19 protein-coding genes are annotated in these 23,175 nt (G+C 73.6%); 10 read left to right on the top strand and 9 right to left on the bottom strand.

Annotated features, from left to right (window positions below):
• Positions 1-6: 6 nt before the first annotated feature.
• Genes LWP59_RS19600 through atzF form a run of 5 tightly spaced genes read left to right on the top strand, consistent with a single transcriptional unit; the run spans position 7 to position 6,560 of the window.
• On the top strand, positions 7-1,536 hold the full coding sequence (locus LWP59_RS19600; RefSeq protein ID WP_144638597.1) for an amino acid permease: 1,530 nt from the start codon (positions 7-9) through the stop codon (positions 1,534-1,536).
• Entirely contained in the window at positions 1,533-2,234 is a 702-nt protein-coding gene (locus LWP59_RS19605; RefSeq protein WP_144638595.1) for an urea amidolyase associated protein UAAP1, read from the top strand. Before LWP59_RS19600 ends, LWP59_RS19605 begins: the two co-directional genes overlap by 4 nt.
• Complete coding sequence (locus LWP59_RS19610) at positions 2,231-2,884, top strand: urea amidolyase associated protein UAAP2 (protein ID WP_222425534.1); 654 nt, start codon at positions 2,231-2,233, stop codon at positions 2,882-2,884. Before LWP59_RS19605 ends, LWP59_RS19610 begins: the two co-directional genes overlap by 4 nt.
• Complete coding sequence (locus LWP59_RS19615) at positions 2,881-4,920, top strand: 5-oxoprolinase/urea amidolyase family protein (protein WP_144638593.1); 2,040 nt, start codon at positions 2,881-2,883, stop codon at positions 4,918-4,920. Before LWP59_RS19610 ends, LWP59_RS19615 begins: the two co-directional genes overlap by 4 nt.
• Positions 4,917-6,560 (top strand): allophanate hydrolase, encoded by a 1,644-nt coding sequence (atzF, locus tag LWP59_RS19620; protein ID WP_229857512.1) that lies wholly within the window; start codon positions 4,917-4,919, stop codon positions 6,558-6,560. The genes LWP59_RS19615 and atzF overlap by 4 nt, the downstream gene beginning before the upstream one ends.
• On the opposite strand, the gene LWP59_RS19625 is transcribed toward atzF, so the two are convergent.
• Positions 6,561-8,027 (bottom strand): aminotransferase class I/II-fold pyridoxal phosphate-dependent enzyme, encoded by a 1,467-nt coding sequence (locus tag LWP59_RS19625; RefSeq protein WP_144638591.1) that lies wholly within the window; start codon positions 8,025-8,027, stop codon positions 6,561-6,563. It abuts the gene before it with no gap.
• 61 nt (positions 8,028-8,088) lie between these two features.
• On the opposite strand from LWP59_RS19625, the gene LWP59_RS19630 reads away from it, so the two are divergent.
• Both LWP59_RS19630 and LWP59_RS19635 read left to right on the top strand, forming a co-directional pair.
• Entirely contained in the window at positions 8,089-9,291 is a 1,203-nt protein-coding gene (locus tag LWP59_RS19630) for an amidohydrolase (RefSeq protein WP_144638589.1), read from the top strand.
• Positions 9,292-9,516: 225 nt separating this feature from the next.
• Positions 9,517-10,842, top strand: a complete 1,326-nt coding sequence (locus LWP59_RS19635) for an AI-2E family transporter (RefSeq protein ID WP_229857511.1) — start codon at positions 9,517-9,519, stop codon at positions 10,840-10,842.
• On the opposite strand, the gene LWP59_RS19640 is transcribed toward LWP59_RS19635, so the two are convergent.
• The 7 genes from LWP59_RS19640 to LWP59_RS19670 all read right to left on the bottom strand — a co-directional run bounded on the left by LWP59_RS19640 (position 10,839) and on the right by LWP59_RS19670 (position 19,050).
• The gene (locus LWP59_RS19640) at positions 10,839-12,032 is read right to left on the bottom strand and encodes an MFS transporter (protein ID WP_191334809.1); all 1,194 of its coding nucleotides are present in this window, start codon (positions 12,030-12,032) and stop codon (positions 10,839-10,841) included. The two genes, LWP59_RS19635 and LWP59_RS19640, sit on opposite strands and share 4 nt — an antisense overlap.
• A 47-nt stretch (positions 12,033-12,079) precedes the next feature.
• Complete coding sequence (locus LWP59_RS19645) at positions 12,080-13,069, bottom strand: sigma-70 family RNA polymerase sigma factor (protein ID WP_144642484.1); 990 nt, start codon at positions 13,067-13,069, stop codon at positions 12,080-12,082.
• A 97-nt stretch (positions 13,070-13,166) separates the two neighbouring features.
• The gene (locus LWP59_RS19650; protein WP_144642483.1) at positions 13,167-14,180 is read right to left on the bottom strand and encodes an amidohydrolase family protein; all 1,014 of its coding nucleotides are present in this window, start codon (positions 14,178-14,180) and stop codon (positions 13,167-13,169) included.
• Between the two features lie 14 nt (positions 14,181-14,194).
• On the bottom strand, positions 14,195-15,292 hold the full coding sequence (locus LWP59_RS19655; RefSeq protein WP_144642482.1) for a zinc-dependent alcohol dehydrogenase: 1,098 nt from the start codon (positions 15,290-15,292) through the stop codon (positions 14,195-14,197).
• A gap of 18 nt (positions 15,293-15,310) precedes the next feature.
• Positions 15,311-16,600 carry a phenylacetate--CoA ligase family protein gene (locus tag LWP59_RS19660; protein WP_144642481.1) on the bottom strand — a complete coding sequence of 430 codons (1,290 nt, stop codon included), beginning with the start codon at positions 16,598-16,600 and terminating at the stop codon, positions 15,311-15,313.
• A 25-nt stretch (positions 16,601-16,625) separates the two neighbouring features.
• Positions 16,626-17,558, bottom strand: coding sequence for an LLM class F420-dependent oxidoreductase (locus tag LWP59_RS19665; protein ID WP_186383402.1), 933 nt, complete (start codon positions 17,556-17,558; stop codon positions 16,626-16,628).
• 19 nt (positions 17,559-17,577) lie between these two features.
• Positions 17,578-19,050, bottom strand: a complete 1,473-nt coding sequence (locus LWP59_RS19670; protein ID WP_144642479.1) for an aldehyde dehydrogenase family protein — start codon at positions 19,048-19,050, stop codon at positions 17,578-17,580.
• Between the two features lie 232 nt (positions 19,051-19,282).
• Between LWP59_RS19670 and LWP59_RS19675 the strand changes: the two genes are divergently transcribed.
• From LWP59_RS19675 to LWP59_RS19685, 3 genes are read left to right on the top strand one after another with little or no spacing between them, the layout of a single operon-like run.
• Entirely contained in the window at positions 19,283-20,614 is a 1,332-nt protein-coding gene (locus LWP59_RS19675) for an MFS transporter (RefSeq protein ID WP_144642478.1), read from the top strand.
• Between the two features lie 9 nt (positions 20,615-20,623).
• Positions 20,624-21,166 carry a UGSC family (seleno)protein gene (locus tag LWP59_RS19680; protein ID WP_144642477.1) on the top strand — a complete coding sequence of 181 codons (543 nt, stop codon included), beginning with the start codon at positions 20,624-20,626 and terminating at the stop codon, positions 21,164-21,166.
• Positions 21,163-22,209 carry a hypothetical protein gene (locus LWP59_RS19685; RefSeq protein ID WP_144642476.1) on the top strand — a complete coding sequence of 349 codons (1,047 nt, stop codon included), beginning with the start codon at positions 21,163-21,165 and terminating at the stop codon, positions 22,207-22,209. The genes LWP59_RS19680 and LWP59_RS19685 overlap by 4 nt, the downstream gene beginning before the upstream one ends.
• A 42-nt stretch (positions 22,210-22,251) precedes the next feature.
• On the opposite strand, the gene LWP59_RS19690 is transcribed toward LWP59_RS19685, so the two are convergent.
• The gene (locus LWP59_RS19690) at positions 22,252-23,175 is read right to left on the bottom strand and encodes an SDR family NAD(P)-dependent oxidoreductase (RefSeq protein WP_144642475.1); all 924 of its coding nucleotides are present in this window, start codon (positions 23,173-23,175) and stop codon (positions 22,252-22,254) included.

The following is a 23,175-nucleotide window of genomic DNA, read 5'->3' on the forward strand; positions in this document are numbered from 1 at the left end:
GTGGACATGACCGTGACACCAGCGCATCCCCGAACCGAGGCCGGCCAGGACGCGGGCGAGCTGTCCGCGTTCGGCTACGGCCAGCAGCTGCGGCGCAGGATCGGCGGCTACGGGTCGTTCGCCGCGGGGTTCTCGTTCGTCTCGATCCTGACGACCGTGTTCCAGCTGTTCTTCTTCGGCTTCTCCTTCGGCGGCCCGGCGTTCTTCTGGACCTGGCCGATCGTGCTGGCCGGCCAGCTGCTCGTCGCGCTGTGCTTCGCCGAGCTCGCCGCCCGCTACCCGATCTCCGGGGCGATCTACCAATGGGCCAGCAGGCTCGGCGGGCGCGGATGGGGCTGGACCGCGGGCTGGCTGATGATGGTCGCGCAGGTGGTGACGCTCGCGGGCGCGGCGATCGCGCTGCAGGTAGTGCTGCCGCCGGTGTGGTCGGGCTTCCAGCTCGTGCGGGGCGACACCTCGCTCACCAGCACGTCCGGCGCGGCGAACGCGGTGGTGCTGGGCGTGCTGCTGCTCGCGGTCACCACGGCCGTCAACGCGATCGGCGTGCGCCTGATGTCGGTGGTCAACAGCGTCGGCGTGACGTGTGAGCTGGTGGGGGTGGCGCTGCTGTGCGTCGCCCTGTTCTCGCACGCCGAGCGCGGTCCGGGCATCGTGCTGCGGACCGAGGGCCTGGCCGGGCACGGCTACCTGTGGGCGTTCGCGGTGTCCGGGCTGATGGCCGCCTACGTGCTGGTCGGGTTCGACAGCGCGGGCGAGCTGTCGGAGGAGACGCGGGATCCGCGCCGGACCACGCCGCGGACGATCCTGCGTGCCGTCCTGGTGTCCGGGCTGGGCGGCGCGCTGATGCTGCTGGCGACCCTGATGGCCGCCGCCAGCGTGACCGACGGCAGCCTCGGCGATCCGGCCCGCGGCCTGCCCTACGTGCTGACCAGCAGGCTCGGCGACACACTGGGCCGGGTGTTCCTGGTCGACGTCGCGATCGCGGTGTCGGTGTGCACGCTGGCGATCCAGACCTCGGCGACCCGGATGGTGTTCTCCATGGCGCGCGACCGGGTGCTGCCGTTCGCGCGCGGGCTGTCGGCGGTCAACTCGCGCACCGGCACGCCGGTGCGGGCGTCCGCGTTGGTCGCCGTGCTCGCGGCCGCGTTGCTGCTGGTGAACGTGGGCAACGCCGCGTTGTTCACCACGCTCGCGAGCGTGTGCATCATGCTGCTGTACCTGGCCTACCTGATGGTGACGCTGCCGCTGCTCGTCCGGCGGCTGCGGGGCGGCGTGCGGCCGGCGGGGAACCTGTTCAGCCTGGGCCGCTGGGGCGTCGTGGTGAACGGGCTCGCGGTCGTCTGGGGTGCGCTCATGGCGGTGAACCTGGGCTGGCCGCGGGCCGAGGTCTTCGACCCGGCGGGCGGCAACCGCTACCTGCAGTGGTTCGCCCCGTTGTTCCTCATCGGCACGCTGCTGGTCGGCGCGCTGGCGTACGCCGTACAGGCGCGCCGCCCGGCCGAGACTCCCGCGCTGGCCCTGGAGGGTGCGGAATGAGCGAGGTGCTGCTGTCCCACGAGATCCCCGGCGGCGCCGCGTGGTCGGTCCTGGTGCGGGCCGGACGCGAGCTGCGGCTCACCGCGCTCGAGGCGGGCGCCAACTGCTCCACGCTGCTGTACGCGGCGCACCACCCCGTCGACCGGCTCAACGTGCCGGACACCCTCAAGGCGCAGATGAGCGCGCGGGTGCACGCGCCGATGGTGCTGATGTCCGACCGGGGTACCGCGCTGTGCTCGGTCACCGGGTCGTCGCTGGACTGGCACGACGCGTTGTGCGGCCATTCCTGCGACGCGCAGCTGGAAAGGCTCGGCCCGTCGAGCTACCACGCCGAGCGCAACGCCTGGCGCCGCTCCGCCCGCGCGGGCCTGCTCGGCGAGCTGCGCAAACACGGCCGCGGCCCGGCCGACCTGCACGCCTGCGTCAACTTCTTCGCGAAGGTCGCCACCTCCGGCGATGGCACCCTCACGTTCATGCCGGGCCACGCGTCGGCGGGCGACTGGGTCACCTTGCGCGCCGAACAGGACGTCCTCGTCGTGCTGTCCACGTCCCCGCATCCACTCGATCCACAATGGACGCCTCCCGCCGTGCTCGCCGAGGTCCGGGCCACGGCCGTACCCGGTGCCGACGACCCGTCGTGGACGTTCCGCGACGAGAGCGCACGTGCTCTGCGAGCCGCCCGGGAGGTGCTGGCATGACCGGGACGATCCTGCCCGTCCGGGAGAGCGAGCTCGACCCGGCGACGGCCGTGCTGGACGTGACGGTGGCCGACGGGGACGGCCATCTCGGCGTCATCCCGGCCGGCGGCAGCCTCCGCATCGTGGACCTGCACGGGAACCAGGCCGTCGACACGCTGTTCTACGACGCGGCCGACGTCGGCAACCGGTACAGCGCGATGGACACCGTGCGCGAACAGGGCGCGGCGTACCTCACCGCGGGCTCGCGGCTGTTGTCGGTGAACCTCGACGTGCTCGCCACCATCACCGCGGACACCTGCGGGCGGCACGACACCCTCGGCGGGGCGTGCGCGCAGGAGTCCAATGTGGTCCGCTACGGCGAGCACACCCGGCACCAGCACGCGTGCCGGGAGACGTTCCTGCGCTACGGCGCCGAGGTGGGGATCGGCGCCCGCGACCTCGGGCACAACATCAACTTCTTCATGAACGTGCCGCTGACCGCGGACGGCGGGCTGAGCTTCGAAGACGGCCTGTCCGGGCCGGGCAAGTACGTCGAGGTGCGCGCCGAGCGCGACCTGTACGTGCTGATCAGCAACTGCCCGCAGCTGAACAACCCCTGCAACGGCTGGGACCCCACGCCGGTCCGGCTGCTCGGGTGGTGGCGCGCATGACCACGATGGACGCCCGGCAGGCCACCGCGACCATGGCCGTGCTGGCCCCGGGCACCCAGACGACCGTGCAGGACCTCGCCGGACGCGGCGGCATGTGGGACGTCGGCGTGCCTCCTTCGGGCGCCTGGGACGACCTGTCGTTCGCGCTCGCCAACCTCGCCGTCGGCAACCCGCCGGCCGCCGCGGGACTGGAGGCCGTGGTCACCGGCCCGGTGCTGCGGTTCGACCGCCGGACCACCGTATGCCTCACGGGCGCGGCACCGGAGGCCACTGTGGACGGTCGTCCGCTGCGGCCCGGGATGGTCACCTCGGTCCTGCCTGGATCCATTGTGGACATCGGCCGGTGCGGTGGTCCCGGGATGCGGGCGTACCTCGCCGTCGGCGGTGGTCTCGTCGTGCCGGAGGTGTTCGGCAGCCGGACGACGTTCCTGCTCGGCGGGTTCGGTGGCTTCGGCGGCCGGGCGCTGACCGCCGGGGACGAGCTCGTCGTCGGCCGCACGGAGAACCTGGCCGCGCCCGTGGACGTGACCGCGCTGCTGCCGCCGATGAAGACGAACTGGACGGTGCGCGTGCTGGCGGGCCCGCACGGCGCTCCGGAGCATCTCACGCCCGAAGGCGCGGCCGAACTCCTCGCCGCCGCCTGGACGGTCGACCACCGCGCCGACCGCACCGGTGTGCGCCTCGCCGGCCCGGCACCGCGGTGGGCCCGGCAGGACGGTGGCGAGGCCGGGCTGCACCCGTCCAACATCCACGACAGCGCCTATCCGGTCGGCGGGATCATGCTGTCCGGGGACACGCCGGTCGTCGTCGGCCCGGACGGCCCGAGCCTCGGGGGGTTCGTGGTGCCGTTCACCGTGATCCGGGCCGACCGCTGGATCTTCGCGCAGGCCCGCCCCGGCGACGCGATCCGGCTGGTGCTGGTGTCACCGGAGGACGCCGAGACCGCCAACACGCGGCGCTCGGCCCTGCTCGCCGATCCGCGGGCCGCGGTCGCCGCGGAGTTCGAGCGGACCTTGGCCGGACTGCCCGCCACCGCGCCGGTGCCGCCCGCAGCGCGGCCGGAGTTGTTGCGGGAGCACGGCTTGCTGCTCGAACGGCCGGCCGCGGGTCCCGCGCCCGCGCTGGTGATCCGCCGTGCCGGGGACCACCATCTGCTCGTCGAGGCCGGCCCCGCGGTGCTGGACCTGCGGGTCCGGGTGTGGATCCACCTGCTGGCGCGGGCCCTGCGGGCCGCCGCCACCGCCGGGGTCGAGGAACTGGTCGAGGGGGTGCGTTCGCTGCTGGTGCGGGTCGACCCGGACCGGCTGCCCCTCCCCCGGCTCGCCGGGCTGCTCGGCGAGCTGGCCGCGCAGGTGCCGGACCCGGCGGGGGTGACGCTGGACGTGCGCGAGGTGACCCTGCCGATCGCGTTCGACCATCCCGCCGCGCACGAGGCGATGACCCGGTACGCCCGCTCGGTACGCCCGGACGCGCCGTGGTGCCCGGACAACGTCGAGTTCATCCGGCGCATCAACGACCTGCCGGAACGGGACGACGTGTTCCGGCTCGTCCAGGAGGCGACGTACCTGGTCATCGGGCTCGGCGACGTCTACCTCGGGGCGCCGGTCGCGTTGCCGATCGATCCGCGGCACCGGCTGGTCACCACGAAGTACGACCCGGCGCGCACCTGGACCCCGCAGAACGCCGTCGGCATCGGCGGGGTGTACCTGTGCGTCTACGGCATGGAGGGGCCCGGGGGGTACCAGCTGGTCGGGCGGACGGTGCCGGTGTGGCGGCACGTGCCCGGCTCCGCGGAGCCGCCGTGGCTGCTGCGCCAGTTCGACCGCCTGCGGTTCGTGCCCGTCACGGCCGAGGAGCTCGCGGACCGGCGGGCGGACGTCAAGGCGGGCCGGCGGACACTCGCCTGCGCGCCCGCGACGTTCGCACTGTCCGAAGTGGATGAGCTGGAGGCGCGGCACCGGGAGGAGATCACCCGGTTCCGGGCCGGCCGGCAGGCGGCTTTCCACGCCGAGCGGGAGAGGTGGCAGACCCGGTGAACAACGATCCACTGGCCGCGCTGAAGGCCGCGCGGGAGATCGGGCAACCCGCGTTCATCACCCTCCTCGACGAGGACCGCGTCCGCGAGCCGTCCACCTCGGACGGTCCGCTCGCCGGAGTGCCGTTCGCGGTCAAGGACAACATCGACGTCGCCGGGGTGCCGACGACGGCGGCGTGCCCGGATCTCACGACCCCGGCGAGCGAATCGGCCTTCGCCGTGCGACGGCTGCACGAGCACGGGGCGGTGCCGATCGGGAAGACCAACCTCGACCAGTTCGCGACCGGTCTGGTCGGCACCCGCTCCCCCTACGGCACCTGCCACAGTGCCGCCTCGGTCGCGCATGTCAGCGGCGGCAGCAGCTCCGGCAGCGCGGTCGCGGTGGCACTCGGGGTGGTGCCGTTCGCACTCGGGACCGACACCGCGGGCAGCGGACGGGTGCCGGCGGCGTTCAACGGCCTCGTCGGCGTGAAGCCGTCGCGCGGACTGGTGTCGACGCGGGGTGTGCTGCCCGCGTGCCCGTCGCTGGACTGCGTCACGACGCTGACCAGGACGGTCACCGACGCGCGTCCCGTGCTGGACGCGCTGATCGCCCACGACGCGGAAGATCCGTATGCACGGCCGATGCCCGCACTGCTGCCGGCGGGTGTCGCGCGACGAATGCGGGTGGTCGCGGTGCCGGACGGACCGCTGGACCTGGACCCGGAGCACGCCCAGGCGTGGACGGCGGCGCTCGCGCACGCCGCCGCGGTCGGGCAGGTGGTGCGGGTGGACGTCGGGCCGTTCCTGGCGGCGGCACGGCTGCTGTACGAAGCGGCGTTCGTCGCGGAGCGGCTCGCGGTCTTCGGGCACCTGCTGGAGGAGGGCCGGCAGGTCGATCCGACGGTGCGGCAGATCGTGCTGGGAGCGCGGCGCTTCTCCGGCGCGGACGCGTTCAGCGGGCTCCACGAGCTCGCCCGGTTGCGGTCGGTGGCCAAGCGGGTCTTCGCCGGGGCCGACGCGGTGCTGCTGCCCGTCACCCCGGGGCATCCGACGCTCGCCGAGGTGGCGGCGGACCCGGTCGGAGCGAACTCACGCCTCGGCACGTTCACGAACATGGCGAACCTGCTGGACCTGTGCGCGGTGGCGGTGCCTGCGGGGCAGCGCCCGGACGGCCTGCCGTTCGGGGTGCAGCTGCTCGCCCCGGCGTTCGCGGACGGGCCGTTGCTGGACTTCGCCGCGCGCTGGACCGGTGAGCCGGTGGAACCTCCGCCGGTGCGGACCCTGCTCGCCGTCGCCGGTGCCCACCTGACGGGCCAGCCCGCGAACGCGGACCTCGTCCGGCTCGGCGGCGTCCTGCACAGCCGCGGCCGCACCGGGCCCGGCTACCGGATGTACACAGTGGACGGTCCGTTCCCGCGACCCGGCCTGCTGCACACCGGCGACGGGCCCGCGGCGGGGATCGAGGTGGAGGTGTGGGACCTGCCGCAGGCCGCGCTCGGCGCGTTGCTGCCCACCATCGCCGAGCCGCTGCACCTGGGCCCGCTCGGCCTCGACGACGGAAGCACCGTCCTCGGGTTCGTCGCGGACACCGGCTGCGCCGACTCCACGCGCGACATCACCGCGTACGGCGGCTGGCGAGCATACCTCGCGGGCCGCTGATCAGGCTCCGCGCGCCACCACGCGGACAGTCTCGAGTGACGGGTCCGCGGCGTCCGGAATGGACATTCCCGCAGCCAGGCCCGAGCGCAGGTAGTCCAGCACCTCCCGGGTGATGACCTCACCCGGGAGGACGGCCGGGGCGCCCGGCGGATACGGGGTGAGCATCTCCGCGGCGACCCGGCCGGCCGCCTGGCCGGCGCCGAGCTGTTCCGCCGGACCGAAGAAGGCGTCCCGCGGCAGCATCGCGGTGTGCAGGCGCAGCTCGTCCGGCGACGGCAGGTCGACCGGCTTCGGCCGGGGCAGGCTCCCGCTCGCCGCGCACAAGGCCTCGAGTGCGTCCACCAGGACGGCGGCGGTCTCCTCGCTGTCGGCGTGGGTGAACTGGGCGACGATCCGCCGGTGGTCGGACAGGCCGACGGTGACCCGCCGGTGCTCGCGCAACCAGTCCGCTGCCTGGTAGCCGCTGATGCCGAGGCCGGACACGTCGACGACCACCTTGAGCGGGTCGATCGAGCGCGCCAGCGCGGGGCCGAGGAACTCCTCGCCCAGCACGCGCAGCCCGGGCAGCCCGTCGACCCGGGCCCGCACCCCCGTCACCAGCGACAGCGCGGCGTCGAGCAACTGCTTGCCGTGCTGGACCATCTGGCGCCGCCAGCCGTCCAAAGTGGCGTAGACGAGCGAGGTGGCGCTGGTGGTGCCGAGCAGGTCCTCGCGCGCCTTGAGCACGGCCGGGTCCACCCGGTCGCCCTGCAGGTGGAACACCGAGCTCTGCTCGACCGCGGCGCCCATCTTGTGCACGCTGGTCACGCACAGGTCGGCGCCGGCGTTCATCGCCCACGGCGGCAGGTCGGCGTGGAACGGCAGGTGCGCGCCCCACGCCTCGTCGACGATCAGCGGGACGCCGAACTCGTGGCACACCCGCGCGATCGCCTCGATGTCGCCGCAGGTGCCGTAGTCGGTCGGGGTGACCAGCAGCATGCCCTTGGCCCAGGGCTCCCGCTCGAAGGCCGCGCGCACCTCGTCCGGGCCCGGCGGGTGGCTCAGGTGCAGGTCCGCGTCCCAGCGCGGGTCCACCCACACCGGCGCGACCCCGCTGACGATGAGGCCCGAGATCACCGACTTGTGCGCGTGCCGCACCACCAGCAGCTTTTCGTGCGGCCCGGCGACCGCGAGCATCGCGCTCTTGACCGAGAGCGAGCTGCCGCAGGTGGAGAAGAACGTGTGCTCCGCGCTGACCGCGTCGGCCATCAGCTCCTGCGCCTGCGCCAGTACCCCGTGCCGCATGAGGCGGTCGTCCAGCCCGTTCACCGAGATGACGTCGGCGGTGAACACGTCCTCGCCGACGACGTCGAGTACGCGCGGGTCCGCCCCGCGGCCCTGCTTGTGCCCCGGCGGGTTGAACGGGACGAAGCCGTTATCGCGGAACTCCCGCAGCGCTTCCAGCACCGGCGCGCGACTGTGATCCATACCCTCAGTAGTGCCCTGCTGCCGACCGGGTGAAACCCCTGCTCCGGGGTAGTCGTACGGCATGAGCGAGCACTGGTACCGGGCCGTGGACGCGCAGGTCGACCGCCTCGCCGACCGGTTGTGGGACATCGCCGGCACGTTGCACCGGGACCCTGAGCAGGCCTTCGAGGAACACCGGGCCGCCAAGCTGCTGTCGGACGAGCTGGCCTCGGGCGGGTTCGCCGTGGAGCGCGGTGTCGCGGGCATGCCCACGGCGTTCACCGGCACGGCCGGCGCGGAGGGCCCCCGGGTGGCGCTGCTGCTGGAATACGACGCGCTGCCCGGCCTCGGCCACGCGTGCGGGCACAACCTCATCGCCGCCGCGGGGCTGGGCGCCGCGCTGGCCGTGCGGCCGCTCCTGGACGAGGTGCCCGGCACGGTGCTGGCCGTCGGCACGCCCGCCGAGGAGGGCGGCGGTGGGAAGGTCGTCGAGCTCGAAGCCGGGGTGTTCGAGGGCGTCGACGCGGCGCTGATGTTCCATCCGGGCACGCACAGCTGGTCGTGGGCACCACTGACCGCGCAGACCGAGCTGGCGGTCCGCTTCGCCGGCCGTGCGGCTCATCCGACGGGCAACCCGACCGAAGGCGTCGACGCGCTGGCCGCGCTGATCGAGATGTTCAACGTCCTGTCGGTACTGCAGCGGCGGTTGCCCGCCGGGTCGCATGTGCAGGGCATCATCACCGCCGGCGGCAAGGCGACGAACATCGTGCCGGACCTCGCCGAGGGCCGGTTCGGCCTGCGGGGGCTGACGACGCCCGCGCTCGACGAGCTGGCGCGGCAGGTGCGTGAGGTCGCCGCGGGGGTCGCGCGGGCGACCGGGACCACTGCCCAGGTCGAGCGGCCGAGAGCGGGCTACGCACACTTCCGCGACAACAAGGTGCTCTCCGGTGCGTTCGCCCGGCACCTCGGTGAGCTGGGACTGCCGATGACCGAGCCCGAGCCGGGCGTGTTCCTCGGCTCCTCGGACATCGGCGACCTCAGCACGGCGATGCCGGCGATCCACCCGTTCGTCGCGATCACCGGGCCCGAGCAGTCCGACCACACCCCGGAGTTCGCCGCCGCGGCGGTGAGCGAGCGGGCCCGCACGGCGCTGTCGGCCGCGACGAAGGCTCTGGCACGCACGGCGGTCGACGTGCTCACCGGCGCGGATACGGTGGCGGCGGCCTGGGCGGAGTTCCACCGGCGGGCGGCGGCGGAGGCCGGTCAGGGCGTGTCGCGGCGGTAGCGCCACGCCGGCGGGCGGCGGGACTGGCACGCTGCGAGTAGGGGTCACTCACACTGGGTAGACCTGCCAGGCCAGGATGTCCGGATCGCGCTTCTCAGCGCGACGGTCCTGGCGGCCGACGGGGTGTTCGGCGGTCCAGGCCGCCGGAGTGGGAGGTGCACGATGGGCGTTGGCGACAACCGCGGGCAGGACGGTGCGGAAGACCGTGCCGCTGCCGGACCGAACGTGAAGCCACCGGAAGACGACGTTCCCTCCCCCGCGGCGGACGGGAGCGGTGATGCCGCCACGGATGCCACCCCGGCCGAAGCCGCCGCGGACAGCAACCCCACCCTGCCGCCCACCGGCGGCGCGACCCCGCCCGACGGCGGGCGCCATCGCGCGGAAGGACCGGGCGCCACCCGGATCGCCGGCACACGCGACCGGAGCGCCGCAAGCGCCGTGCCGTGGCGGGTACGCGTGGCGGCGGCGCTGAGCTGGCGGTTCCTGCTGATCATCGCCGGGGTCGGGCTGATCGGCTGGATCCTCGGCTACCTCTCCGCGGTCACCATCCCCGTCGGCATCGCGCTGCTCGTCTCCGCGCTGTTCGCGCCGCTGGTGAACCGCCTCGTGCGGTGGAAGGTGCCCCGCTCGCTCGCCACGCTCATCGCCATCGTGGTGGGCCTCATCGTCGTCGGCGGGCTGCTCACCCTCGTGATCACCACGGTCACCGCGAGCCTGCCGCAGCTGCAGGACCAGGTCGCGGCCAGCATCAGCAACATCAACAACTGGCTCCAGCGCGGCCCGCTCCACCTCTCGCACGACCAGCTCCAGCAGTTCCTCAACCGCACGGTCGGCGCGCTCAACGGCAACTCCTCCGAATTGGTCAGCCGCGCGCTCAGCACCGCCACGACGATCGGCAGCACGCTGACGCAGGCCCTGCTCGCGCTGTTCACCCTGATCTTCTTCCTCTACAGCGGCTCGCAGGTCTGGAACTTCCTGCTCCGCGGGCTCCCGCACGAGGTGCGCGACCAGGTCGATGTCGCCGGGCGGCGCGGGTTCGCCTCGCTCGTCAGCTACGTCCGCGCGACCGTCGCCGTCGCCTGTGTCGACGCGGTCTGCATCGGCGTCGGGATCTGGATCGTGGGCGTCCCGCTCGCCGTGCCGCTCGCGGCGCTCATCTTCATCGGCGCCTTCATCCCGATCATCGGCGCGGTGGCGGCCGGCGCGGTCGCCGTGCTGGTCGCGCTGGTGGCCAAGGGGTTCATCGCCGCGATCATCGTGCTGGCCATCCTGATCGCCGTGATGCAGCTGGAAGGCCATGTGCTGCAACCGTTCCTGCTCGGCCGCGCGGTCCGGCTGCACCCGCTCGCGGTCGTGCTGGCGATCGCCGTCGGGGTGGAGGTCTCCGGGATCACCGGCGCGCTGCTCGCCGTGCCGATCCTCGCGGTGGTCAAGTCCGCGGTCGGGTCCCTGCTGCGGGACCCGGACCTCGACCCGACGGACGTCAACGCCCTGCGCCCGCGCAGCGCGCGCCCGCTCCCGGACCAGCAGGCCGAGGAGGACTCGGCCTAGCCGCGGCGGCGGGCCAGCAGTACGAGCGCGACGGCGGCGAGGACGGCGACGCCACCGGCGAAGACCAGGCCCGAGGTCACCAGCCCGAACGCGGTGGCCGCCGCGCCCTCGCCGATCACCGGCAGCGTGATCCCGACGTACAGCACGAAGAAGTAGGTCGAGGTGATCTCGCCGCGCTGGGCGGCCGGAGCGGCGGCGGTCAGCGCGGCGAGCGCGGCCCGGAAACCCATGCCCTGCCCCACCCCCGCGACCACCGCGCCGGCCAGCAGCACCGGCAGGGAGGCGAGCGGCAGGCTCGCCCCGATCAGCACCATGCCTGCGATGAGCCCGGCGCAGCCGACGATCATCGCGCGCCGTTCGCCCAGGCGCGCGGAGACGAGCTGCCCGGCCGTCGAGGCGGCGAACAGCACGAGCACGACCACGCCGACGAGCGCCCGGTTCTCGTTGTGCAGCACGGTTCCCAGGAACGCCGGGGACACCCCGGTGAACAGGCCCAGCACGGCGAACCCGGCGAACCCGGCGATCGCCGCCCGGGTGAACGCGCCGCGCATCCCGGCGGGCACGGCGATCCGCTGGGGAGTGAGCCGGGGCCGCCGGGCCCGCTCGACCGGCTCGGCCACCAGGGCGACCGCCACTCCGGCGAGCACGACCAGCCCGAGATCGACGAGGTAGCACAGTTTCAGCGGGATGGGCGCGTACTGCGCCAGGACGCCGGACAGCAGCGGGCCGAGCCCGAGCCCGCCCATGTTCGCCGCCGCGGCGACCAGGCTCGCCCGCGCGCGGCCGTCCTCGGGGGCGACGTCCACGACGGCAGCGGTGGCCGTGCCGGTGAAGATCCCCGCGGAGAGCCCGGACAGCACCCGTCCGGCGAACAGCCAGGCCGTCGCGTCGGCGAAGGTGAACACGAGCGCGGAGGCGGCGGACAGCGCCAGCCCGGCCTGCAGCATCGGCCGCCGTCCGAGCTGGTCCGACCACCGCCCGAAGAGCAGCAAGGCGGCGACCACGCCGACCGCGTAGGTCGCGAAGACGACGGTGGTCATCAGCTCGCCGAAACCGAAGACCCGCTGGTACTCGGGATAGAGCGGGGTCGGCAGGGTCGTGCCGAGCATGGCCGTCGCGAAGGCCACCACAAGCAGCGCGACGCCCGTCCACCCTCGCGCCCGGCTGCGGGCCGCGCTCGTCGCCACCATCACCGAAAACCCTGACGGCTGTGGGGGCCCGGCGCAACTCGGGCTGCTCAGGCCGCCACGGGTGGCAGGCCGAACAGCTCCACCAGGCCGGGGTCGCCGAACAACGTGATGCGCGCGATCTGCGACGCGGTCGTGGTGAGCACCGCGACGCCGAACGCCCGGTACACGCCTCGCGCGTCACGAAGGTAGGCCGCGGCGGCCTGCTGGCCGTTCGCGCGGACCGCGACCATCCGCCAGTCCCCCGGCGAGCCGATCGCCTGCGCGGCGATGAACGGCAGGCAGGTCGCGCGGCCGGCGAACCAGGTCCGCGCCGGGGTCATCTCGAGCGTCGCGTCCTCGCGCAGGAGCCGTTCGAGGGCGTGCGGGTCCGAGTTCTCGAACGCCGCCACGTACTTCTCGAGCACGGCCCGCGCCGCCGGCTCGCTCGGTTCCGCGATCCGCGCCCCGGCCGGCTCCAGCTCGGCCAGCCGCCCGCGCGCCCGCTGCAGCAGGCTCTTCACCGCGGCGGTCGAGAGCCCGAGCGCGGCGGCGACCTCGGCGGCGGGCCAGGCGAGCACGTCCCGCAGGATCAGCACCGCGCGCTGGCGGGCCGGCAGGTGCTGCAGGCACGCGATCAGCGCCAGGCGCAGCCCCTCCCTGGCCGCGACGATCGCGGCCGGGTCGGCGGACTCGGGCGAGACGAGCGCGTCGGGCATCGGCTCCAGCCAGGCGACGCCGGGGCCGCCCGGCTCGACCGGGGCGCCGGGGTCGTCGGCGGGGCCGCCGAGCCCGGAGGGCAGCACCCGCCGCGCCCGGTGCCCGAGCGCGCTCAGGCAGGCGTTCGTCGCGATCTGGTACAGCCACGTCCGCAGCGACGAGCGGCCCTCGAAGCGGGCGTAGGACCGCCAGGCCCGCAGGTAGGTCTCCTGCACGAGGTCTTCGGCGTCGTGCACCGAGCCCAGCATCCGGTAGCAGTGCGCGAGCAGCTCCCGCCGGTACGGCTCGGTGCGCCGGGTGAACTCGGCGTCGTCCAGCTCCTCGGTGGTCGTCCGTGTCATCTCGTCCCCTCGAACCGGCCTGTCCTTCCTCCGGTACAGACCGGCGGTGCGGGGAAAAGGAATCGGTGCGGGACTCAGCCGTGCTGGATCTTCCCGATCAGGCCGGGCACGGGGGCGCCTCCCGGCCCAGATACCGGAAGGTGTTGTGCCAGAGGATGTCCGCCAGGTCCTCCTCGGGCAGCCCCAGCGTCCGCAGGGTGCGCCCGGCGGGCTCCTCGCGGGGCATGGCCGGGAAGTCGGAGCCGACCAGGAGCCGGTCGGCGCCCAGCAGGTCGACGAGGTAGCGCAGGGCACGCGCGTCGAACACCGCTGAGTCGTAGTAGAACCGGCGCGCGTACTCCAGCGGCGACGGGCCGCCGTCGTGGGCGATGGCCCGCTCCGGCACCGGGGCCTCCTCGTTCCAGGTGCCGGCCCAGAAGTACTGCGCCCGCGGCACCATGAGGCCGAACCCGCCCGCCGCGTGGCTGAACGAGATCCGCAGGCCGGGGCACTTCGCGGCGGTCCCGCCCGTGATCATCGACGCCGCCGCCATCGCGCCTTCGAGGCCCACCACGTAGGTTCCCATCGCGGACGCGGGCAGCCGGTCGGTCGCGCTGGGCATCGCGTGCACGAAGACCGCCATGCCGAGACGCTCGGCCTCGGCGAAGAACGGCAGGAACCGCTCGTCGCCGATCGAGGCCCCGAGGACGTTCGACGCGACCTCCACGCCGGCCAGGCCGGACTCCCGCATCGCCGCCAGCTCCGCCGCCGCGACGTCGGGATCCCGCAGCGGCACCATGCCCAGGCCCGCGAACCGGGCGGGGTCCGTCGCGCACAGGGTGGCGGTGAACTCGTTGACGTGCCGGGCCAGCGACAGCCCGTCCGCCACGGGCAGGTCGTAGCGCAACAGCGGTGGCATCGGGCTCAGCACCTCGAAGTCCACGCCGGACGCCGCCATCTCCTCCACCCGCCGCTCGGCGTCGAAGAACGCGTCGCGGGCGCGGAACCGCATCGCCCCGAACAACAGCAGGCGCGCGGTGTCGCCGTCGATGGCCTCCATCCGCGGGAAGCAGTCGGGGGCGTCGGCGGGATAGTCGCGGGGCAGCAGATGGGCGTGGGCGTCGGCGAGCACGGCGGGCCTCCTCGTCAGAAGTTCGGGTGGACGGACACGTGCACCGCCTGTTCGCCGGGGATCTCGCCGGCGAGGGTCTCGATCGCCTTGACGGTGTCGTCGAGGCCGAACGTGTGGGTGTGCAGCTTCTCCAGCGGGAACCGGCCGGACTCGATGATCGCGATCGCCTGCTCGTTGGCCGTCGCGTCGACCCCGAAGGCGCCGAAGACCTGCAGCGCCCGGTTGATGATCAGGTCGGTGCGCAGCGGGATCTCCTTGCCGCCCTTGAGACCCGCGAGCACGACCCGGCCGCCGTGCCGGGCGGACAGCAGGGCGTCGGTCACCGGGGCGGCCGCCATCGGGGTCAGCTCCAGTACGACGTCCGCCATCGCGCCGCCGGTGATCTCCTGGACGCGCTCGACGGTGTTCTCCGAGTCGGCGAAGACCGTGTGGTCGGCGCCGAACTCGCGCGCCAGGTCGAGTTTGTGCCGGTCGGACTCCAGCCCGGTGATGATGATCGTGCCGGCGCCGGCCGCGCGGGCGGCGATCACCGAGGCGATGCCCCGCTGCCCGGAGCCGAGCACGAGCACGGTGTCACCGAGCCGTACCCCGCCGAGCTGCGCCGCCCAGCGCACGCCCGCGCCGAGCGGGTTGAACATCGCGGCGACCTCGACCGGGACGGCCAGGTCGATCCGGTGCAGCACGCTGCCCGGCGAGATGTAGAGGTACTCGGCCAGGCCGCCCCAGAGCGCCGGTTCGACGTCGATCGGCGTCACCCCGTGCCCGTACTTGCGGTTGGGGCAGGACTGGTACCGGCCGGTGAGGCAGTGCTGGCAGGACCGGCACGGCACGATGACCTCCAGCGCCACCCGGTCGCCGGGCCGCACGCCCCAGCGCTCGGCCGCGCGCTCGCCGAGCTCCTCGATGACGCCGAGCGGCTCGTGGCCGGGGATGAACGGGCCGCGCTCCCGGTATCCCATGTGTCCCCTGAAGGTCTCGACGTCGCTACCGCAGATGCCGTTGGCCTCCACGCGCAGCAGCCCGTCGTCGGGTCCGATCCTCGGTCGCGGGAACTCGCGGATCTCGATGCTGCGCGGTCCGGTTTGGACAGCGGCGCGCACGGTGTCTGCCATGGCGTTCCTCCAGTGGGGTCAGCCGGCGAGCCGGACCAGCCGGGACTTCATCTCGGATCGTTCGAGCGAGCCGGGCGGGACGAGGGTGACCTCGGCCCGTACCGACAGCCGGGCGCGGATGAGGGCTTCCAGCTCCTGGCGCAGCTGGGCCCGGTCGCCGGGCGCCTCACCCCATTCGGCCTCGACGCGCAGTGGCGGCTCGACGCGGGGGCCGGTGCCGGGCACGACGATCTGCACGGCACCGGTGGTGCGCGGATGCCGGGTCTGCACCAGGTCCCGCACCGCCGAGGGGAACACGTTCACGCCGAGCACGATGAGCATGTCGTCGGTGCGCCCCACGCAGCGGATCAGCGGCGCCCCGTCGGCGGCGGCGCCGGTGACCACGACCCGGTCCCGGGTGCGGAAACGCACCAGCGGGCAGCATTCGCGGTCCACGGAGGTGTAGACCAGCTCGCCGGAGACGCCCGGCTCCGCCGGCACGGGCTCCCCGCTGTCCGGGTCGATCAGCTCCACCACCACGTGCCGGCCGCCGGTGAACCGCATCCCGCCGCTGCCCGGCGCCTCGCCGAACAGCACCGGTGCCATGTCGGCGTTGCCGAGGCCCTCGGTGACCGGCGCCCCCCATTCGCGTTCCACGTACTGGCGGAACGCCGGCTCTCCCCCGCCGGGCTCACCGCCGACGAACACCTTGCGGATGCCGAACTCGCGCGGGTCGCGGCCCAGCCCGCGCAGGTACTCCGCGAGGTAGCGCACGTAGGACGGCGTCGAGTGCAACGCGGTGACGCCGAGGGTTTCCATGGCCAGCAAGGCCTTCTCCGACGCACCGGTGCCGATCGGGACCAGCGTCGAACCGATGCTCTCCAGCGCGTCGCGGATCGGCAGCCCGCCGACGAACAGGGTGAGGCCGGCGCCGTGGAGCACGACGTCCTCCCGGGTGGCGCCCATCGTGCGGAAGGCGCTCGCGACCATCTCCGTCCACGCCGCCGCGTCGCGCCGCGTCACCCCGACCCAGCTCGGTCTGCCGGTGGTGCCGGTGGAGGCGTGCACCCGGACGACCTCGGTCAGCCCGACCCCGGCGTGCCGGCCCAGCGGCGGCGCGGCCGCCTGCGACTCGCGCAGCATCTGCTTGGTGCTGAAGGGGAACTTCGCGAGGTCGTCGAGTGTCCCCAGTGCCGCCGGGGTGACCCCGTGCTCGGTGAACAGGTCCTGGTAGAAGGGGGAACGGGCGGGCAGCTCGGCGAGCTGCCCGCGCAGTGTCGCGGCGACGGCCTCTCGGTCCGCGGGTGCGACGAAGCCGGGTGTGACCACGGGCAGACCTTTCCGGGCGGCGTGCTCAGCCCCGTTGCCCCGCGGCGACCGGGGCCACCGCGACGTGCGGCAGCACCTCGGCGCCGAGCAGCGCGATGTGTTCGAGATCGTGGATGTCGTAGATGTGCAGGTACACCGTGTCGGCCCCGGCTTCGCGCAGCCCGGCGATCCGCTCGGTCACCTGCGCCGGCGACCCGATCGAGGCGTTGGCCCGCATGAGGTCCGAGCCCATCACCGCGCCGCGGCGCTCGACCTCGGCGGGCGTGCGCCCGCAGGCGACCGGCAGCACGGCCGAACGGCGCGCGTCGTCGGGGTCGCGGCCGATCGCCTCGCAGGCACGGGCGAACACGGCGAACCGCTCGCGCAGGTCCCCGCCCAGCGCGCCGTTGAACTCGTCCGCGAACCGCGCGGCGATCGCCGGGGTGCGCTTGGGCCCGGAGCCGCCGATGATGACCGGCGGGTGCGGGTGCTGCGCCGGGCGTGGCGGCGTGGCGTTGGCGTCGACGCGGTAGTGCTTGCCGTGAAAGGAGAACTCCTCGCCCTCGCCCAGGCGCCACAGCCCGGTGATGATCTCCAGCTGCTCCTCGAAGCGGTCGAACCGCTCGCGGGTCGGCGGGAACGGGATGCCGAACGCGTCGTGCTCGCGCTCGTACCAGCCGGTGCCGAGGCCGAGCTCGACCCGGCCGCCGCTCATCTCGTCGGCCGACGCGACGATCGTGGCCAGCAGGCCGGGGGCGCGGAAGGTCGCGGCGCCGACCAGCGCGCCCAGGCGTACCCGGGTGGTGTCCCTGGCGAGGCCGCCGAGAGTGGTCCAGCAGTCGGTGGGCCGGTAGCCGCGATCCCGCGGGTCCACGCCGAGCAGGTGGTCCGACCGGAAGAACGCGTCGAACCCCGCGTCCTCGGTCGCCCGGGCCAGCGCGAGGATGTCGTCGTAGCGGGCACCGTGGCGGGGCTCCATCAGCACCCGCAGCCGGAACTCAGTTCGTGCCACGCAGCGACACCGCCTTCACCTGGGTGTAGTTCAGCACCGCGTCCGCGCCCATCGTGCGGCCGAACCCGCTGCGCTTGTAGCCGCCGAACGGCGCGCCGATCAGCCCGGCGCCGAGTGCGGCGTTCACCGCGACCTGGCCGGCCTGCAGGCCCTTGGCCATCCGGACGGCGCGCCCGACGTCGCGGGTCCACACCGACGAGACGAGCCCGTAGTCGGTGCCGTTGGCGACCGCCAGCGCCTCCTCCTCGCCGTCGACGGGGATCACCGACAGCACCGGGCCGAAGATCTCCTCCTGCGCTATCCGCATTCCCGGGTCGACGCGGTCGAACAGGGTTGCCTCGACGAAGAACCCGCGGGTGAACTGCTCCCCGTCCGGGACCCCGCCGCCGACGACCAGCTCAGCGCCCTCCTCGCGGCCGAGGCGCATGTAGTCGAGCACGCGGTCGTGCTGCTTGGCGTTGATCAGCGGGCCCATCTGGACCTGCTCGTGCCACGGGCCCACCCGGACCTGGGCGAGCCGGTCGGCCAGCCGCCGCACGACCTCGCCGTGCACCGCGCGGTCGACGACGACCCGGGAGCCCGCAGCGCAGATCTGGCCGGTGTTGAGCGTGATGCCGCTCGCGATCGCGGGGACCGCCGCGTCGAGGTCGGCATCGGCGAAGATCACCTGCGGCGACTTGCCGCCGAGCTCGAGGTGCAGCGGGGTCAGGTTCTTCGCGCAGGCCGCCATGACGAGCGAGCCTGTCTCGGGCGAGCCGGTGAAGCTCATCCGCCGGATGCCGCGGTGGGCCGGGATCGCGGCCCCGGCCTCGGTGCCGTAGCCGGTGACGACGTTGACCACACCCGGCGGGATGCCCGCCGCGAGGGCGAGCTTCGCGAGCGCGAGCGGGGTCAGCGGGGCGTCCTCGGCCGGTTTGATGACGATCGTGTTGCCGGCGGCGATCGCGGCGCCGACATCGCTGACGAACATCGGTCCGGGCGCGTTCCAGGGGATCACGCTGCCGACCACGCCGTAGGGCTCGCGCAGGGTCAGCCCGAGCACGTCCGGCGCGCTCGCGGGCAGGCTCAGCCCGTGGACCTTGTCCGCCTGGCCCGCGATGAAGGTCAGGATCCGCGCCATCGGCGGCGGTCCCCAGCTCGGGCGGCCCACCTCCTGCGACTCGAGGCGGTCCAGTTCGCTCTCGTGCTCGGCGACCAGCTGCGCCCAGCGCAGGACGAGCGCCCCGCGCGCGGCCGGGCTGGTGTCCCGCCAGGCCGGGAAGGCGGCACTCGCGGCGTCGACGGCCGCGTCGACGTCGGCGCCGCCGCCGCGGGGCACCCGCGCCAGGACCTTCCGCGTCGCCGGGTTGATCACCTCGATGGTCTCCCCGCTCTTCGCCGGCACCCATTCGCCGCCGATGAGCTGGACGTCGTCGAGGAGGAGCGTGCCGGTCTCCGGACCGGGCAGGACGGTCGTCATGTGCTGCTCCCTCGGTGTTCGGCCCTGATGAGCGCGATGGAACAGGACTATGCCGGGGTGCGCGTCACGGGCGCGACACGCCTTTCACGACGCGGAAAACCGGCGCCGCAGGTGTGCGCGCGCGTCGGCGAGACATCCGTCGCGGCCCTCGTGCGGCCGACGACCGACGACGGCGGGTGCGGGGACTTCCTAACGTCATGGGGTACTTCCCCCGCGCCTGAAAGGCGGTCGTATGACCGGCTCCCCGCCCAGCAGGGCCTCGCTCCTGCTCGCCAGCTGCGTCGGAACCTCGATCGAGTGGTACGACTACTACATCTTCGGCAGCGCCTCGGCGCTGGTGTTCGGCTCGCTGTTCTACCCGTCGTTCTCGCCCGTGGCCAGCACGCTCGCCGCGTTCGGCACGTTCGCGGTCGGGTTCATCGCCCGCCCGCTCGGCGGCGCGGTGATCGGGCACTTCGGCGACCGGATCGGGCGCAAGGCGATGCTGGTGCTGACCCTGATGATGGCGGGGATCTCCACGTTCCTGATCGGGCTGCTGCCCGGCTACGCCACGATCGGGGTCGCCGCACCCGTGCTCCTGGTGCTGCTGCGGCTGTTGCAGGGCTTCGGCGTCGGCGGCGAATGGGGTGGCGCGGTGCTGATGGCCACCGAGCACGCCGGGCCGCGCCGGCGCGCGGTGTTCGGCAGCTTCGCGCAGTTCGGCGTGCCGATCGGGGTGCTCACCTCGAACCTGGTTTTCCTGCTCGCGTCCCAGCTGCCCGCGGCGAGCTTCCGGTCGTGGGGGTGGCGCATCCCGTTCCTGCTCAGCATCGTGCTGCTCGTCGTCGGCATGCTGGTGCGCCGGAAGCTCGACGAGAGCCCGGACTTCCGGCGCGTCAAGGAAACCAACCGGGTCAGCAAGCTGCCCTTCGGCACGCTGGTGCGCGAGCAGCCCGGCACGCTCCTGCTGGCGAGCGTCGCGGCGATCGCGCCGCCCGCCGTGGGCTACACGGTGATGGTCTACATGCTCAACTACGGCACCGCGGTCGCCGGGTTCACCCGGAACACCCTGCTCACGCTGCTCCTGCTCTCGGCGGTGCTGTGGATCGTGATGATCTACTTCGCGGCGCGGTGGGCGGACCGGTGGGGCAGCAAGCGGGTGTACGCGATCGGCGCGCTGACCGCGGTGGCCTGGGCGTTCCCGCTGTTCGCCCTGGTCAACACCCGCGGTTTCGGCGCCGCGCTGGTGGCGTTCTTCGTCGCCGCGGTCGTACAGGCGATCATGGCGGGCGCGCAGGGCGCGCTGTTCACCGAGCTGTTCCACACCCGCCTGCGGTTCAGCGGCGCGTCGATCGCCTACCAGCTGGGCGGCCTCGTCGGTGGCGCGGTGACGCCGCTGGTCGCGACGGCGTTGTTCGGCGCCTACCACTCGTCCACGCCCATCGCGCTCTACCTGGCCCTGGTCTGCGCGCTCAGCCTGGTGGCGGTGGTGCTGCTGCGGGTACCGGCTTCCCTTCCGGCGCATGAAAAGGCCGTGGCGGACGAGGACGCGGCGCCCCTAGCGTCGGGACGGGAACCGAACTAGGGAGTGCCGATGTTCGAGGCGATGATCGATCCGACCGCCCGTCCTGCCGTGACCGCCCCCGTCGTGCTCGCGCCACGCCCGGCGGAACTCGCCGGGCTGACCGTGGGCCTGCTGACCAACACCAAGAAGAACGCCGAGTCCTTTTTGGACGAAGTGGGCGCGCTGCTGGCCGAGGAACACGGCGTCGCGGGCCTCGTGCGCCGCAAGAAGCTCAACATCGCGCAGACGGCGCCCGCCGAGATGCGCGACGAGCTGGTGCGGGCCTGCGACGTGATCGTCGTCGGGGTCGGGGACTGCGGCTCGTGCAGCGCGTCGGCCGTCGCCGACGGGCTCGAGCTGGAGGCCGCGGGGGTGCCCGCGGTGGTGATCTGCAGCGAGGCGTTCGTGCCGACGGCCGACGCGATGGCCGATCTCAAGGGCGCCAAGGGGTACGACTACGCCCGGACGCCGCATCCGGTCGCGCCGCTGGAGCGCGCCGAGGTGCGGGCGCGGGCCCGCCGGATCCTGCCCGATCTCGTCGGCATCCTCACCAGGGCTTCGGTCGCGGCATGACCGACACCGCGCTCGAACGCGACGCCGCCCGGCTGGAGTACGCGCGCGACGCCGTCGAGCACGCCTACGACGAGGGCTGGACCGACGGCCTGCCGATCGTGCCCGTCACCGCGGCGATGGTCGAGGAGTTCCTCGCGGCCACGCCCCGGCCGCCGGACGAGGTCGTCGCGGCGCTGCCGCACCTGGACCGGGAGTGCACGGTCGAGCAGGCGGCGGTCAACGCGGCGATGGCGGGCTGCCGCCCGGAGTACTTCCCGGTCGTGCTCGCGGCGTGGGACGCGCTGATGCACCAGCCCAGCGTCACCGGCGGGGGCTGGCAGAGCACGAGCGGCCCGGCGCCGCTCATCGTGGTCAACGGCCCGGTTCGCGCCGAGCTCGGGATCAACTCCACCGGTGGCGTGCTGGGGCCCGGGTTCCGCGCCAACGCGACGATCGCGCGGGCGGTCGGGCTGGTGGTGCGCAACGTCCTGGGCATCCGGCCGCACGAGCTGGAGCAGGCGACGCAGGGCCTGCCGGGGCGCTGGTCGCTGTGTGTGGGCGAGAACGAGGAAGAGAGCCCGTGGGAGCCGCTGTCGGCCGAACTGGGCCTGCCTGCCGGCGCGGACGCCGTGTCCGCGTTGTTGTTGCGCACGTGCGAGTTCGTGGACAACCGGCACACCCAGGATCCCGAGGAGGTGCTCTGGGACTTCTGCGACACGATCGCCAGGACGGGCGCCGCCATCGGGCGGTTCTCCTCCGCGGGGCTCGTGCTCAGCGTCGAGCACGCCCAGCTGCTGGCCGGCGGCGGCTTCGCCAAGGCCGACGTGCAGCAGTGGCTCCACGACCACGCCGTGCGCAGCCACGCGGACCTCGAGCGGGCGGGCAAGGGCCTCGACGGCCTGCAGGCGCCCGGGATCGACGAGTACGGGCTGCACATGACGCCGAGCCCGGAGCAGATCCCGATCATCGTCGCGGGCGCGCGCAACGCCGCGATGTCGATGGTGGTGCGGCCCTTCGGCTTCAGCGGCTGGTCCCGCACCGCGCATCCCGTGCGGCGGGGGTGAGCACGAGCGTGGGGGCGGGTTCCGAACCCGCCCCCACGCTCGTCAGGACGTCGGGTCGAGCACCTGCTCCAGCGGGATCACCGGCACCGGGCCTGCCAGGTCCGAGGGCGCCGCCGGGGCGTAGGCGAAGTTCTTCGCCCGCGCGCCACCGTCCACGACGAAGTCGCAGCCGGTGATCAACCGCGCGTAGTCCGAGCACATCCACGCCATGCAGTGGCCGATGTCGGTCGGCGTGCCGGTCGTGCCCATGGGCACCAACGGCATCCGGTCCCCCGCCCAGCGCGACGGCCGCCGCCACGGCTCGTCACCCGTCGGGCCGCCAAGGCCGTTGGTGCGCGGGCGGTCGAGCACCCCGCCCGGCCCCTGCTCGGCGATCAGGTCCGGGTTGTCCGGCGTCGGCGCGGTGGGCGTGAAGCTGTTGACGCGGATCCCGTACGGCGCCAGGTCCATCGCCGCCGCGCGCACGAAGTTGTTCACCCCGCCCTTGTGGAACGCGTACGCGATCACGCCGGCGGTGCCGGACCAGCCGTTGGACGAGGAGATCGCCACGATCGACCCGCGGATCCCGCGCTCGGCCATGTGCCGCCCGGCGTGCTTGGTGTTGAGGAAGTTGCCCATCGCCGCGACCTGCACGGCGCGGGAGAAGAACTCGGCGCTCTCGTCCAGCACGCCGCGCCCGCCCAGCACGGCCGCGTTGTTGACCACGATGTCGATCTGCCCGAACTCCTCGATCACCCGGCCGAGGTAGGCCTGGACCTGCTGCTCGTCGGTGACGTCGCCGGGGATCGCGATCGCGGTGCCGCCGTTGCGTTCGATGCGCTCGACCGACTTCTGCGCGGCCGCGCCGTCGAGGTCGTTGCAGGCGACCTTCGCACCGTAGCGGGCCAGCGCGAGGGCGATCCCGCTGCCGATGTTGGGCCCGGACCCGGTGACGACCGCGACCTTGCCTTCGAGAGAGATTTCCAC

Origin of the sequence: Amycolatopsis acidiphila (assembly GCF_021391495.1) — a bacterium.
GTDB lineage: Bacteria > Actinomycetota > Actinomycetes > Mycobacteriales > Pseudonocardiaceae > Amycolatopsis_E > Amycolatopsis_E acidiphila.